Below are 13,235 nucleotides of genomic sequence, written 5' to 3' on the forward strand. Positions count from 1 at the left end.
ACCTGACAGGACTCCCATGACCGATCTGAAGCTTAATATTCTCATGCAGGCCGCCGACAAGGTCAGTGCGCCTTTTCGACGGATGATGCAGTCAAGCGGCCAGCTTAAAGGCCAGCTTGGCGAGACAGCAGGAAAGGTCCGGGATCTTGAACGGGTATCAGGAAACATTCAGTCGTTTCGTGACCTGAAGGTTGCCGCACGTCAGAATTCAACGGCCCTTGCGGCAGCACAGGAAAAGGCACAGCAGCTTGGCCAGCAAATGTCTTCAACAGACAAGGTCACGCGCAAGCTGCGATCCGAATTCAATGCTGCCCGCAAGGAAGTTGACCGGCTGAAGAATGCCGAACAGCAGATTGCCCAAAGCACAACCGGCCTGCGTAACAAGCTGTCAGCCGCGGGCATTGACACCCGCAGGCTTGGCGATGCGCAACGCAAACTGAAATCCGATCTCGATTCCGCACGCATGGCCGCCGACAAGCAGGCAAAGGCCCTTGATCGTGCCCGCCAGAAAACCAACGCGCTGGCCAATGCGCGTTCCAAAATGCAAAACACCATGCAGCTGCAGGCCAATATGGCACTTGGTGGTGCGGCGGGTATGGCGGCGGGTGGCGGTGCCTTGATGCTTGGCGGACGCATGGCGTCAGCCGGGATCAGCTTCGACGAACAAATGTCCGCCGTAGGTGCGATTTCCCGCATCGACAAGGCATCCGAGGCTTTTGCCACACTCCGTCAACAGGCGCAGGATCTGGGGGCAAGTACCAGTTTCTCGGCATCTGAAGCCGCTGGTGGCATGCAATTCCTTGCAATGGCAGGGTTTGAGGCATCCGAGATCTTGCAAACCATGCCTGGCATGTTGGATCTGGCAAAGGCAGGCGCCACCGATCTGGCGACAACAGCGGACATTGCATCCAATGTCCTGTCCGGTTTCGGAATGCAGGCCGGTGACATGAACCGGCTGGGCGATATCCTGACTGCCACCTTCACCCGGTCGAATGTCAATCTGTCGATGCTGGGCGAAACGATGAAATACACCGCACCGATTGCCAAGGAATTCGGGGCATCGGTTGAGGATGTGGCCGCCATGTCCGGTTTGCTTGGGAATGTCGGCATTCAGGGCAGTCAGGCGGGTACGGCGATGCGGGCGCTATTTTCACGCCTTGCAAGCCCACCTAAAGAGGCAAAGGACGCCTTGGCCGAACTTGGCGTTGCAACAATGGACGCCAGTGGCAATGCCCGGAACATGGTGGATATTCTGGGCGATCTTGCCAAATCAACCGAGGGACTTGGATCCGCGCAGCGACTGGCGCACCTGACGGCGATTGCCGGACAGGAAGCCGGGGCGGCCTTTGCCACCCTGATTGATCAGGGCGGATCTGGCGAGATTACAAAGTTCATCGATGTTCTGAACAATTCCATGGGTGAAACCACCCGTGTCGCCCGCCAGATGGGAGATAACGCAGCCGGGGATATCAAAGGGTTCTGGTCTGCGGTCGAGGGCATGAATATTTCCCTGACCCAGACCAATGATGCCCCGCTGCGCAGCCTGATCCAATCGGCGACCGAAGTTGTCCGATCTGTTACGGGCTGGATCCGCGAAAACCCCAAACTTGCCGGTGGGTTGGTCAAGGTTGCTGCGGTAACGGCTGGTCTGGTCTTTACAGGTGGATTGCTGGCCACCACGGTTGCCGGATTGCTTGGCCCGTTTGCCATGGCGAAATTCGCCTTTACCGCCTTGGGGATCAAGGCAGGCATACTTGGCAGTGGCATGGGACTGGTCGGCAAGGGGATCGGGCTGGTCGGAACGGTTGGGAAAATCGCGTTCCCGATTGTCTCTGGCGGCATTCGGGCCATTGGCATGGCACTGGCGGCCAACCCGATTGGCGCTATCATCATGGCCATCGCGGCAGCTGCCTATCTGCTTTATCAATACTGGGATCCGATCAAGGCGTTCTTTGTTGATCTCTGGGACGGGATTGTCAGCGCGTTCAGTGTTGCGTGGGACTGGATCACCAGCAAGCTGCAGGCATTGGCGTCGCCCGTCAAATGGCTGTCGGATGCCATAGGCGGCCTGTTTGGCGATGGCAAAAAATCGGAACTGGTGGTCAAGAATGATGGACCGTCTGCCGGTGATACCGGTGCCGCCATCCGTAATGCCGCATCAAGACCCGTGCGCATGGCTGCCGTAGCCCCCATTGCAGCCGCCGTTGCAGCAGGCCCTGCGATGGCCGCGCAACCGAATAGCGCCCCTGTCGTGGCGTCGCAGGATACCTATCAGATCATCATCAAAGCCGAAGCCGGGGCGGATCCGCAGGCCGTCGCAAAAGAGGTTGCTTGCCAGATTGAAGAAATCGAACGGCGCAAAAAGTCCCGCGCCCGTTCCGCCCTTGCAGACAGGACGAATTAACATGCTGCTATCCCTTGGACTGTTTGTCTTTCAGCTGCGCACGATGCCCTATGAGGAACTTAAACGTTCGACCGAATACCGCTGGGCATCGAACAACCGTTTCGGCAAGGCACCCGCCCATCAGTTTCTTGGTGAAGGCGAAGACGATCTGACCATCAATGGCAAGCTGATGCCGGAACTAACGGGCGGCCCGGTGCATCTGGACAAGCTGCGTGAAATGGCGGCATCGGGCAAGGCGTGGATCCTGACGGCCGGCAATGGTGATGTGCTTGGGAAATGGTTCATCCAACGGATCGAAGACAACCGGTCACACTTCATTTCCAATGGGGATGCGCGAAAGATTGAATTCACCATTTCGCTAAAGCGTTACGGAAATGATGACAACGGCCAGCTTGGCAACCTTATGGATAGCAAGTCATGATCCCGGCCTATCAGATCCTTGCCGATGATACGGATGTCACGGTCAGCATGGCGCGATATCTGACCATGCTGCGCATTGTCGATAAACGCGGTGTTGAGGCCGATGAATGCGAGATCGAACTCGTGGACCCGGATGGTACCCTAAACCTGCCAAGGCGGGGGGTACGCCTGCAGATCATGATGGGTTGGGAAAACAGCCTTCAGGACAAAGGTTCGTTCATCGTGGACCAAGTATCGGAATCCGGTCCGCCTGATCGCATTACCATTACCGGCTGCAGCGCCGATTTTCAGGGGGCCTTCAAGGTCCAGCGCGAGGAATCCTATTCCGGCAAAACCATTGGACAGATCCTGACCACGATTGCCAAGCGCCACAACCTGATCCCTGCGATCGAGGAACAGCTTGCCGGGATCCTGATCGATCATATCGACCAGACCAACGAAAGCGACCCGAACTTTCTAACCCGTCTGGGCACTGACTATGACGCCATTGCCACGGTCAAGGCAGGGCGATTGCTGTTCATGCCGGTCGGCCATACCAAAACGGTCAGTGGCCTTTCGATGCCATCTGTCACCATCAACCGCGACGACACCGTCAGCCATCGTTTTCAGATCGCAGATCGGGAAGGCAGTTATACCGGAGTGCGGGCGAAATGGCGCGACCACAAAGCCAACACGACCAAGTTTTCCATGGCAGGAACCGGGGAACAATGGAAGACCCTGAAACGCGACTATCCAACGGCGGTCGCGGCTTTTCACGCGGCAAGGGCTGAATGGGCGCGGATGCAACGCGGTCAGAAAACCATCAGCCTTGATCTGGCGGTTGGTAATCCCTCCATCCACGCAGGCCAGCCATTGCGGCTTGCAGGATGGCGGGATGAAATCAGCGGCACGTCATGGGTTACCGGCGAGGTAACGCACGCATTGACCGAAAGTGGGATTACCGCCTCGTTTGATGCTGAAGAACAGATTTAGTTGGCAGCAGACGTCTTCCATCCCATGGCCAATGCACAAATTGCAGCAAACCCGCTAACCGTTTGAGATTGCAAGGCCTCATTGTCCGCAGTGCTTTCGTTTATACAAACAACCATGTCTGCAGCTTTAACCTTGATACCATCCAGTCCGAGTTGATGCGCCTGATTGTCACCCAGCAAGGCCGTTGTCCAATCGGCGGCAGTCGCCAGACGGTTCGCATCGTCCGATGCCTGCCAAACTGATACGGTGGATTTATGAAGCGTTCCGCCCTGATACCATTCCTTGGAAGGTCGCTCTGTTTCGCCGGTGCTGGCATCGTCGTTATCGGATGATGCAGAAATTCCGATGCCAACGAATAGCAACAATGTCACCGGCACCAGAATGACAGCAACTCGTTTGCGTGAATTGGCCCATGCTAGCTTCGGCTTAATCAAGCCCAATACCAGAAAAGTGATCGATGTTAGGAATAGGACGAAAATTAAAACAGTCACCTGACGCTCCATTATTCATTTTGAATAATCTTCTATTTGCCGATCAATCAATAGACCCCCAAAAACACAATAAGGATCACCACCCACAACAATGCCGTATGGGCGCGATAACTTTTCTTGACGGGCCGGGACTGACTGATAAGACACATTGCGCGGTCCCAAGACTTTTGACCACGCGGTGTTTCGAAAACTCTCGCACGACGCATTTTACTACCATATCTAAGGGCACCGGTCTCCGGCTGGAGCGGGGCTAGACGGCTACGGGAAAAGCCATATGTCTGGTAGTGCAACGTCCCTTGCACGAAGTCGGTGGGTTGTCCCGCCCACCGGCTGCCCGTTTAATTAAAAAACTGAAATTCTTTTGAAGCGTCAAGCTGTAAATCGTTTATTTACAACACCCTATACGTAAACAGGGCACCCCTACTCAAAGGGCTAGGCGCATTAACCCCATCAATTCAGACAGGTTCAATTTGCCATTGTCGTCCCTGAGTTTGTCGGGCTCGGCCTCAAGGGCATCATAGACCGCAAAGCACAGCTGCGCCTTGACAGCGGGATCGACCTTGCGCTTGTGAATTTCCATGAATTCATCAACCGCAACCATGACATCGCCCATCAGATCGCGCTTGAAATCGTCAAAACCAAACAAACTGTTGGGTGTTTCCTGAAGCGTGTTGCATAGCCGCACCAGCGCATGGAAGTCCGGTTCACGGCGATCCTTTTCATAACCGTACAGGGTTTGTGCGCTGGACAAGCCAGATGCTTTGGCTACTGCATCAGCCGACAAACCAAGGCGTTCTCTTGCCTCGCGCAATTTTTTGCCTATTTGGGGATCGCCCTGCAAATCGCACACTTCCTTTGTTTTTTCTCTCATAACCTTACCTTGCCTCCATCACCTACCAACAAAACGCACTTGCCTTTGTTATTCGTTTTGAATAATTGTGGAAACTCATTGCTACACTATTAGGGGGTGAAATGCTGTGGCCATCAACATGGATATCGGACAGGAAAATTTCGCGGAGACGCATTCTGCCATCCTGCGCAGATACGTCGGCGATGCCCGGCGTCAGGACAACAGCCGCAAAATTCTGCTGCAGGATCTGGCACCGGCAATCAACAAACATCCCCGCACCGTCAAATCCTGGAAGAACGGCGTAACCTGCCCGACAATTTCCGACTGGCGGTTTCTGGCCCGCGTTCTTGGCCCGCATTACGTGAATGATTTTCTGCGCCATGCGGGTTTTGGCAATGCCACCCCGCTGGAATTTTCCGCTTCCACTCAGGTTTCGGGCAATCACGCGCAATATGAACTGGCCCTGCGTATGGCATCGCTGTCCGAAGCGATGCTTGACGGTCACATCGACCGGATAGAGCGCAGCCATCTTATCCCGCAATTCGAACATCTGGTTTCGATGCTGAACCTGTTTGTCTGGGGTCTCAAACAATCGGGTTCATCTGCGCCGGGGGGCGCACCGGCAACAATCAGAAAGGATTGACCCATGTCTGCCTCCGGACACAACGCAATGAAATGCCCGCACTGCGGGTCGCGATGCCACACCACGAAAACCCGTCAGGTCACCGAACTCTATCGGGAGGTAACACTGGCCTGCAAAAACCCCAACTGCCTGCATGTTTTCGTCGCTGAAATGACAGCCATCAAAACACTGCGGCAAAGCCTGATCCCCAAGCCGGAAATCAAACTGGCCTGCTCAACCATGCTTTCAAGCGCCAGCCCGGCCTAATCACACAACATCGGGGGACACGATGCATTCCAGTTTCCACCACGAAAAAGCCCGTGCCTTGTCGGGCACGGGCCTCTCCTTGCAAAAGCAGCCGGGATCAAATTGCGCACATAATATCGCCCGCTCCCCCGTTACAGGCAGAATTTCGCCCGTTAGAAGGGGTAGATCACTCGATTTTTCTGCAACGATGTCCCCATCACCCCGATGGAAAGAAACCACAATGCAGAAAACTTCAACTTCGATCACCACATTATCATGCGGACGTTGTGCGCCTCATGATCTCGCGTTCGGCCAGTTCGGCAAAAAACGCGGATCGATTGGTCGTGATCCGGTCGATGGTTTCAAGAAGATGGGAATCCAGCGTGATATTGGTGCGCACCATCACGCCCGGCATCTTTGCCGGAACCAGAATTTTACCAACGATCAGATCGGCATCGTCGGCATCCGGTTCAATCGTTTCGAACGGTGTCGGCAACGGAATTTCCATCGCGTTGTCCCGCATGGTTTCCAAATAGACAGGCAGAAGATCACGCGCATTGGCATATGCGCCATCCACCGTGTCAGCGAATGTGATACATCCCGGCAAATCCGGGAACATAACGGTATAGCTGTCATCATCCTTGATGACAAAAGCAGTGTAATTGCGATCCATTTCCCTATTTCCCTCCGCTGGGGAAGCTGCTTAACGCAGCTTCACACCAGAAATCTTTTCGAGCGCCCGGACATAACCCGGTGGGTTGTCCTTGCGCGGATGAACAATTGTCAGAAGTGCCGGGTGATCGGGATGTTTGTAAATCCAGTGATCGCCCTTTGTCCTGTCATGAACCCATCCGACGGCCTCTACCTTCTTGATAATCTCTCGACTGCTTGGCACTGCGCCCCCTCTTGCCTCTCGTTGATGTGTGTAATCTACACACTCACGTGCGGCGCGTCAAGCGGAAATGTGCATAACGCACACTCTTTATACTTGACGACATTTCGCAACAGGCGTATGGTCCAACATATCGGCGGGATAAATCTGCCGAGGGAGCGTAGAAACTCCTTGTCACGACGGTTAGCCGTCACGTTAGTTGCGGCTATTTTTGTGTCCGGTTTCCGGGCACAGCATCTCGCTTATGGCGGGAAGGCGTGTTTTCCAGTGCAAGCTGGGGAATATGGGTCCGTGCAAACGGTCTCAGGCGATACAACACCCTTCGGGGGAAAGCCGCGCGCCTGCCTCGTGACAGGTTTCTACCTTCCCGCCGCCAGCGTGGTCGTGGAAAGCCTCTCTGGTGGTGTTTTGAAACGCTATCACGAGGGCTTCAACATGACCGACAAACTCATTTCCTTTGATCAGCTTGAAACAGTTGAACAGGCAGCGATGCTGCTTAATCAGCTTTACGACGGCCTTGAAGGCATCGCGCTTCTGATCGAGGGCGGGCACAAGGAACAGGCCGCCTCGATCGCCCGCATGGCCACCACGGCATGCCTTATGGTCACTCCCCCGCTTGAAAACACCATTGCCGATCTGGATGACCAGATCGACACCACCCCGCGCCAGCCTTTGGCATGGCCGATGGACGGGGGTGCCCAATGACGCCCGATCCTAAAATCACATCCGACGCGGCCTTTACATGGGCGGCATTCGGTGCAGCGGAATCCTTCCTGCATGCGCTGTCACGCAACAGCAAGGGCGCAACATCCTGCGCCGGATACATCCTTGATTTTATCGCGGTTGGCAGGCTTGACCTGCCGCCGCACCACTTCATCGACAAGACAACCGCGCTTTATCCGTGGCTGGAACCTTATCGGCACAAAGCCAACCGAATGATTGAACACCTACAGGCGGAACGGGGCCAGACATGCGCGAAATGACGGATGATGTCAGGCTCGAAGTCGTTTCACGCCTGACGGCGGACTATGGATTTAAACCGGTCAAGGATTGGCTGCGGCAGGGCCGTTGCCCTTCCTGCAACCAGCGGGAACTTTTTGTAAAGGCAACCAGCCCATGGGTGATCAAATGTGGCCGCGAAAACCGGTGCGGCCACACCGCCAACGTCAAAGACCTTTATCCCGATGCGTTCGGCAAGTTCAACGAACGATATCCGGCCACGACCGAGGATCCGAACCGAACAGCGGATCGCTATATGGACTTCGTGCGCGGGCTTGATCCGAAAAAAACAAAGGGTTGGTACCGGCAGGGCAAGTTCAGCCACAGATGGGGTGATCGTGACACCGCGACGGTGGTATTCGACATTAGCCGCGGCGAAGGCATATTCATGGAACGGTTGATTGAAACCGTTCGCATCACGGACCCCAACACGAAAAAGGTTGATGACCGTCGCGCCAATTTCGGCACCGTTCCCTATAAGGGCCGCTGGTGGACACCGCCCGGTCAGAAGCTGAAGGACGGGGACGAACTCTGGATTGTCGAGGGTTGCATTGATGCCGCCACCTTGGCGGTCCATGGCCATAAGGCTGCGGCAATCCTATCGGCCTACAATCTGCCGGATATCGAACTCGACAAGCTGAAGAACAAAAACATCACCCTGATATGGGCGATGGATAACGACCCGGCAGGCAGACGCCACATCAACAAATGCGTCCGCCATGTCGAAAAGAACAGCACCAGCCTGATCAACAAGGCTGCATTGATCCCCCAGACCGACCGCAAAAAAACGGACTGGAACGATGCGCACCTTGCGAATGCCCTGAATGACAAGGACATCGCCCGGTACCGGTTCCATGGTGATTTGCTTCTGGCGAAATCGCCAATGGATAAGGCGCTTCTGGTCTGGGAGCGGTACAAAAGCCGTAATTTTGCGGTTGAGTTTGAAACCCGGACCTACTGGTTCACGGTCGTTGCCGAAATCTACAACGCGATGATGACGCAACAGGCGGATAACGGTGTCACCGGGGTCGACGCCGAACGCAAGGCCGTTTACAAAGCCGCCCGCCTTGAGGAAATCGCCAACTGCAATTTCAAGTTCCTGTATTTCCAGCAGGACAAACAGACCGACGAAAGCTGGTACTACACGCGCATTGAATTCCCGCACGGCCGGCATACGATCAAGAACACCTTTTCCGGTGGTCAGGTCGCCACGGCCAGCGAATTCAAAAAGCGCCTGCTGTCGATAGCGCCTGGCGCACTTTATACCGGCAATTCGGTGCAGCTTAACTGGTTGGTCAAGCACTATCTCGACAACATCAAGATTGTCGAAACGACCGATTTCATCGGCTATTCCAAGGAACACGGCGTCTATGTTTTCAACGACCGCGCCGTTTATTCCGGCAAGGTTGTCGAGATCAATGACGAAGACTTTTTTGAAGTCGGCAAGACCTCTATCAAATCACTGAACCAGTCCCTGCACCTGCATATCGGGGAAGCCACGGACTATAACGATAAATGGCCAGAGCTGGTTTATTCGGCCTATGGGGCCAAGGGACTGATTGCCACGGCATTCTTCCTTGGCAGCCTGTTTGCCGAACAGATCCGCGCAAAACAGAAATCCTACCCATTCCTTGAAATCGTTGGTGAAGCCGGGGCCGGTAAATCCACCCTGATTGAATTCCTGTGGAAGCTGGTCGGGCGATCCGATTACGAGGGCTTTGATCCGAACAAATCGACCCTTGCCGCCCGCGCCCGCATTTTCTCTCAGGTATCGAACCTTCCGATCTGCCTGATCGAAAGTGACCGCGAAGATAGCGCCAAGGCCCGCCAGTTTGATTGGGATGAACTCAAGACCGCCTACAACGGACGCGCCAGCCGTGCGCGTGGCCTGAAGAACGGCGGCAACGAAACCAGCGAACCGCCTTTCAGGGGATCGGTCGTGATCAGCCAGAACGCAGCTGTGAATGCATCCGAAGCAATCATGCAGCGCATTATCCACACCACCTTTGACACCAGCGGCCACACACCCGCTTCAAAGGGGGCTGCAGACGCGCTGGCGTCCATGCCGGTGGAACACGTCAGTTTCTTCCTGATCAAAGCTGTGACCCGTGAAAATCAGGTTTTGGAACATGTGTTTAAGCGCACATCCCATTGGGAAGCGGAATTGATGAAATTCCCGGACCTGCGGTCAAACCGAATTGCCAAGAACCATGCGCAGCTGATGGCGCTGGTAGAAGCCTTGGCAGAATTGACCAACATGCAAAAGGACCGGCTGGAAGAAACGCTTGATGCCCTGAAGATGGCAGCGGTCATGCGCCAGAAGGCAATCTCTGCCGATCACCCGATGATCGAGGAATTCTGGGAAGCCTATGACTACCTTGGTGATGAAAAACTAAATCATTCGATGGCGCTCGAAAACACGATTGCGGTGAACCTCAACCACATGCAGTCGGTCGCACATCATCACAACCAGCAACTGCCACCCCTTCAGGATCTCAAAAAGATGCTGAAGCAATCGCGTACCCGCCGCTTCCGCGAGATCAAGGCCGTTCGCAGCCACAACAAGGCCTTCCCGAAAAACACGGTCAAATGCTGGATCTTCAGCAGGGAGGGGAAGTGATGACCGCCTATTACAACGAGATTGATCCCTATGCGGCCCAATGGCTTCGCAACCTCATTGATTTGGATCTCATAGCACCCGGAGACGTGGATGAACGTTCAATTGTCGATGTTCGACCAGCTGACCTCAGAGGATACACCCAATGTCATTTCTTCGCCGGGATCGGAGTTTGGTCATACGCCTTGCGACGGGCAGGATGGCCCGACGATAGACCTGTCTGGACCGGATCCTGCCCTTGCGGACCTTTCAGCCAAGCAGGCCAAAGAAAGGGGTTTGATGACGAGCGGCACCTTTGGTCTTACTGGCACTTCCACATTGCACAGTGCCGCCCTGACACGGTCTTTGGTGAACAGGTTAGCAGCACCGATGGCCTCGCTTGGCTCGACCTTGTTCAAGCTGACATGGAAGGAACGAACTACGCCTTTGCAGCGCCCGATATCTGCTCTGCGGGCGTCGGTGCGCCGAACATCCGGCAACGCTCATACTTCGTGGCCTACAGTATCGGCAACAGACTTCAAGGGCGGATACACGGGAGGCCGGATCCGAAACGGCAAATTCTCGACCGACCAACTGGATGTCACGGCGCAGCTTGCAAGCTGGATAACTCCGAGTGCCACGGACTGCCGACGAGCGGGACAGAAGACGGCCAACATGAGCGGCGCTTCACTTGTGCAACAGACACGGTTGACTTCATGGCCAACGCCGAAGGCGTCTCTTGGCGGAACGGACTTTGCCATTGCCAAGCGCATGAAATCGGGCGGCCTCAGTCTTCAAACTGCATCGCAGTTGGCAGGGTGGCCGACGCCCACGACGACCGATGCCAATCGGAAACCGTCCCTGATGGCAACACCTCAAAATTTGACACTCAATCATGCAGCGGCACTTGCCAATTGGTCGACGGAAAACGGCCCGGCCCGACTAACGGCTTCTGGCGAGATGCTGACTGGCTGTTCTGCAGGGATGAACGTTGGCGGCCAGTTGAACCCGGAACATTCCCGCTGGCTTCAGGGATTACCCAAGGCTTGGAGCGAGGCCGCCCCGAACAGGAAAGACTGGCAATTCGTGCAGCAAGAACTTATCGGCGCGGCACTCTGAAAGGATACGGAAACGCACTGAATGCCGAGTTGGCAACAACCTTCATCACTGAGGCGATGAACTGCATTAACGACCTATCAGGCGAGGCACAATCATGAACATCAACGCTGAAAAACTCGAAGCCGTAGTCAATACCACAATCCGCAATATCCATAACCATGGCGCGATAGAAGGCCGCGCCTTGCTTGGCCTGATCGGCGACCTTCAGGTGCAGCTTGTTGTCACATGGGACGATGAAAACCTTATGGACGACACCGATCCCGTGACCGCTCAAAACATCTGCATCACGTCGATTGAAGGAGGAAACGGCTATGCCGATTAGTCCTGAAAATCGTGCGCGGTACCCTGATAACTGGAACGAGATCAGAAAAACGATCCTCGATCGTGCCGGCAATCGCTGTGAATGGTGTGGGGTGCGGAATCACGCTTGGGGAATACGCACCTCAAAGGGCGAATTTGTTGCCCTTGGAAAGCACCCGTTGCAAAAGGCCGGATACCACAAAACCCCTTTTAATCTGCAACATCGCGGATCGGCACACCGGGTGGTGATGATCGTGCTGACAATCGCGCACATTGACAATCCGGATCCCGCTGACTGTCGACCGGAGAACCTCGCAGCCCTTTGCCAGCGATGCCACAACATCCACGACGCACCAATGCGCAGGGCAAATGCGGCCATTACCCGTCGTTCCAAGATGGCGGTTGGTGACCTGTTCTCGACCGAGGGAGGATTTGATGCCTGATCCCGTCCGCCCTCTCGACGATCACTATCGGTCGACACCTTGCACGTTTCGCGCCCTCGCGTCGGTTGAAAGTTTCCCCGGTGGCCTGCATGAATTCTGCGCTGGTGATGGCATCCTTGCCGCGACTGCAGCGGACATCGTTGGACCTGAAAACGTGGTGGCCACAACAATTGGCGATGTGTCCGGTCAGAAAACCTATTTTCCCGTAACTGGAAACCGGGACTTTCTGAAACAACGGGAGCTGATCAGGCCCAACCTGTTCAGCAACCCGCCTTATGGCCGCCTCTATGGCCAGCGGATCGGAAAAGCGCGTGCTGCGACGGCGATCATACGCCATGGCATCGAATTGCTTACAGAAGCAGGGCCGCGAGGTGGGAAACTGTGCTGCCTTCTAGATCTTCGATACCTGCTGTCCGAAGACAGAAATCTGGACGACGGGCTTTTCATCAACTATCCGCCCGCCCGCGTTCACGCTTTCATCGACCGGATCACGATGTATCCCGCTGCATTCGAAGGCACGACCACACGGGGCAAGCAATCCTTTGCTTGGTTCGTCTGGGAATGGCCATTCCTGCGCCCAGGGCACGTTCCACCAATCACCTCGCGCCTGCATGGCAAAGCGTTCATCCATCCGACCGACAAGGAACGGTTTGATTTGAGCGATATCGTATCAGGCAAACAGGAAATTGCGGAGGCTGCGGAATGATTGATTGCCCTATTTCCGAACCATGTCCGCTAACGACAGATCCTTTTGCATTGGAAGTCGATATGGGCGTCTGCCCGTTGTGCCGGAAAACATTTCAAGCTGCCGGCCGTCATTCCGAGTTACCGCCAACCCTTCTGGAATTGGCAATCATGGATGCCAAAAACAGGGAGAATAT

Annotated in this window: 16 protein-coding genes; 12 read left to right on the forward strand and 4 right to left on the reverse strand. The window is 55.1% G+C overall.

Translation table 11 applies throughout. The features are described from left to right. The first annotated feature begins 16 nt into the window (after positions 1–16). The 3 genes from ABIE64_RS10870 to ABIE64_RS10880 are packed head-to-tail and all read left to right on the forward strand — an operon-like array spanning position 17 to position 3,796. Positions 17–2,404: a phage tail tape measure protein gene (locus ABIE64_RS10870; RefSeq protein WP_354377445.1), complete on the forward strand. Its 2,388-nt coding sequence runs from the start codon at positions 17–19 to the stop codon at positions 2,402–2,404. Position 2,405: 1 nt separating this feature from the next. Continuing rightward, positions 2,406–2,825, forward strand: a complete 420-nt coding sequence (locus ABIE64_RS10875; protein ID WP_297208404.1) for a phage tail protein — start codon at positions 2,406–2,408, stop codon at positions 2,823–2,825. Continuing rightward, the gene (locus tag ABIE64_RS10880) at positions 2,822–3,796 is read left to right on the forward strand and encodes a contractile injection system protein, VgrG/Pvc8 family (protein WP_354377446.1); all 975 of its coding nucleotides are present in this window, start codon (positions 2,822–2,824) and stop codon (positions 3,794–3,796) included. The genes ABIE64_RS10875 and ABIE64_RS10880 overlap by 4 nt, the downstream gene beginning before the upstream one ends. Here ABIE64_RS10880 and ABIE64_RS10885 read toward each other — a convergent pair. Next, the gene (locus tag ABIE64_RS10885) at positions 3,793–4,287 is read right to left on the reverse strand and encodes a hypothetical protein (protein ID WP_354377447.1); all 495 of its coding nucleotides are present in this window, start codon (positions 4,285–4,287) and stop codon (positions 3,793–3,795) included. The two genes, ABIE64_RS10880 and ABIE64_RS10885, sit on opposite strands and share 4 nt — an antisense overlap. A gap of 424 nt (positions 4,288–4,711) precedes the next feature. Continuing rightward, on the reverse strand, positions 4,712–5,158 hold the full coding sequence (locus ABIE64_RS10890; protein ID WP_354377448.1) for a helix-turn-helix domain-containing protein: 447 nt from the start codon (positions 5,156–5,158) through the stop codon (positions 4,712–4,714). A 106-nt stretch (positions 5,159–5,264) separates the two neighbouring features. Between ABIE64_RS10890 and ABIE64_RS10895 the strand changes: the two genes are divergently transcribed. Then, positions 5,265–5,780: a helix-turn-helix domain-containing protein gene (locus ABIE64_RS10895; protein ID WP_354377449.1), complete on the forward strand. Its 516-nt coding sequence runs from the start codon at positions 5,265–5,267 to the stop codon at positions 5,778–5,780. A 3-nt stretch (positions 5,781–5,783) separates the two neighbouring features. Further along, entirely contained in the window at positions 5,784–6,026 is a 243-nt protein-coding gene (locus tag ABIE64_RS10900; RefSeq protein ID WP_114109698.1) for an ogr/Delta-like zinc finger family protein, read from the forward strand. A 253-nt stretch (positions 6,027–6,279) separates the two neighbouring features. Here the strand turns inward: ABIE64_RS10900 and ABIE64_RS10905 are convergent, their stop codons facing one another. Then, entirely contained in the window at positions 6,280–6,678 is a 399-nt protein-coding gene (locus ABIE64_RS10905) for a type II toxin-antitoxin system HicB family antitoxin (protein WP_354377450.1), read from the reverse strand. Between the two features lie 30 nt (positions 6,679–6,708). Continuing rightward, entirely contained in the window at positions 6,709–6,900 is a 192-nt protein-coding gene (locus ABIE64_RS10910) for a type II toxin-antitoxin system HicA family toxin (protein ID WP_354377451.1), read from the reverse strand. A gap of 288 nt (positions 6,901–7,188) precedes the next feature. Here ABIE64_RS10910 and ABIE64_RS10915 point away from each other — a divergent pair, with 288 nt between their 5' ends. From ABIE64_RS10915 to ABIE64_RS10945, 7 genes are read left to right on the forward strand one after another with little or no spacing between them, the layout of a single operon-like run. Beyond that, complete coding sequence (locus ABIE64_RS10915) at positions 7,189–7,602, forward strand: hypothetical protein (RefSeq protein ID WP_354377452.1); 414 nt, start codon at positions 7,189–7,191, stop codon at positions 7,600–7,602. After that, positions 7,599–7,880 (forward strand): hypothetical protein, encoded by a 282-nt coding sequence (locus ABIE64_RS10920; RefSeq protein ID WP_354377453.1) that lies wholly within the window; start codon positions 7,599–7,601, stop codon positions 7,878–7,880. Before ABIE64_RS10915 ends, ABIE64_RS10920 begins: the two co-directional genes overlap by 4 nt. Next, positions 7,868–10,516, forward strand: coding sequence for a toprim domain-containing protein (locus ABIE64_RS10925; RefSeq protein WP_354377454.1), 2,649 nt, complete (start codon positions 7,868–7,870; stop codon positions 10,514–10,516). The genes ABIE64_RS10920 and ABIE64_RS10925 overlap by 13 nt, the downstream gene beginning before the upstream one ends. Then, complete coding sequence (locus ABIE64_RS10930; protein WP_354377455.1) at positions 10,516–11,709, forward strand: DNA cytosine methyltransferase; 1,194 nt, start codon at positions 10,516–10,518, stop codon at positions 11,707–11,709. Before ABIE64_RS10925 ends, ABIE64_RS10930 begins: the two co-directional genes overlap by 1 nt. After that, positions 11,706–11,933 (forward strand): hypothetical protein, encoded by a 228-nt coding sequence (locus ABIE64_RS10935; protein ID WP_354377456.1) that lies wholly within the window; start codon positions 11,706–11,708, stop codon positions 11,931–11,933. Before ABIE64_RS10930 ends, ABIE64_RS10935 begins: the two co-directional genes overlap by 4 nt. Then, the gene (locus ABIE64_RS10940; protein ID WP_354377457.1) at positions 11,923–12,354 is read left to right on the forward strand and encodes a hypothetical protein; all 432 of its coding nucleotides are present in this window, start codon (positions 11,923–11,925) and stop codon (positions 12,352–12,354) included. Before ABIE64_RS10935 ends, ABIE64_RS10940 begins: the two co-directional genes overlap by 11 nt. Beyond that, the gene (locus ABIE64_RS10945; RefSeq protein ID WP_354377458.1) at positions 12,347–13,060 is read left to right on the forward strand and encodes a hypothetical protein; all 714 of its coding nucleotides are present in this window, start codon (positions 12,347–12,349) and stop codon (positions 13,058–13,060) included. The genes ABIE64_RS10940 and ABIE64_RS10945 overlap by 8 nt, the downstream gene beginning before the upstream one ends. Positions 13,061–13,235: the final 175 nt, after the last annotated feature.

The sequence above is a fragment of the Thalassospira sp. MBR-102 genome (genome assembly GCF_040549275.1).
In the GTDB taxonomy this organism is placed as follows: Bacteria; Pseudomonadota; Alphaproteobacteria; order Rhodospirillales; family Thalassospiraceae; genus Thalassospira; species Thalassospira xiamenensis.

What these genes read in the sequence shown, in the direction of transcription:
- ABIE64_RS10945 (WP_354377458.1), top strand. Translation starts at nt 12,347, where the DNA reads ATGCCTGATCCCGTCCGCCCTCTCGACGATCACTATCGGTCGACACCT.
- ABIE64_RS10870 (WP_354377445.1), top strand. Translation starts at nt 17, where the DNA reads ATGACCGATCTGAAGCTTAATATTCTCATGCAGGCCGCCGACAAGGTC.
- ABIE64_RS10930 (WP_354377455.1), top strand. Translation starts at nt 10,516, where the DNA reads ATGACCGCCTATTACAACGAGATTGATCCCTATGCGGCCCAATGGCTT.
- ABIE64_RS10905 (WP_354377450.1), bottom strand. Translation starts at nt 6,678, where the DNA reads ATGGATCGCAATTACACTGCTTTTGTCATCAAGGATGATGACAGCTAT.
- ABIE64_RS10875 (WP_297208404.1), top strand. Translation starts at nt 2,406, where the DNA reads ATGCTGCTATCCCTTGGACTGTTTGTCTTTCAGCTGCGCACGATGCCC.
- ABIE64_RS10925 (WP_354377454.1), top strand. Translation starts at nt 7,868, where the DNA reads ATGCGCGAAATGACGGATGATGTCAGGCTCGAAGTCGTTTCACGCCTG.
- ABIE64_RS10920 (WP_354377453.1), top strand. Translation starts at nt 7,599, where the DNA reads ATGACGCCCGATCCTAAAATCACATCCGACGCGGCCTTTACATGGGCG.
- ABIE64_RS10900 (WP_114109698.1), top strand. Translation starts at nt 5,784, where the DNA reads ATGTCTGCCTCCGGACACAACGCAATGAAATGCCCGCACTGCGGGTCG.
- ABIE64_RS10880 (WP_354377446.1), top strand. Translation starts at nt 2,822, where the DNA reads ATGATCCCGGCCTATCAGATCCTTGCCGATGATACGGATGTCACGGTC.
- ABIE64_RS10940 (WP_354377457.1), top strand. Translation starts at nt 11,923, where the DNA reads ATGCCGATTAGTCCTGAAAATCGTGCGCGGTACCCTGATAACTGGAAC.
- ABIE64_RS10890 (WP_354377448.1), bottom strand. Translation starts at nt 5,158, where the DNA reads ATGAGAGAAAAAACAAAGGAAGTGTGCGATTTGCAGGGCGATCCCCAA.
- ABIE64_RS10935 (WP_354377456.1), top strand. Translation starts at nt 11,706, where the DNA reads ATGAACATCAACGCTGAAAAACTCGAAGCCGTAGTCAATACCACAATC.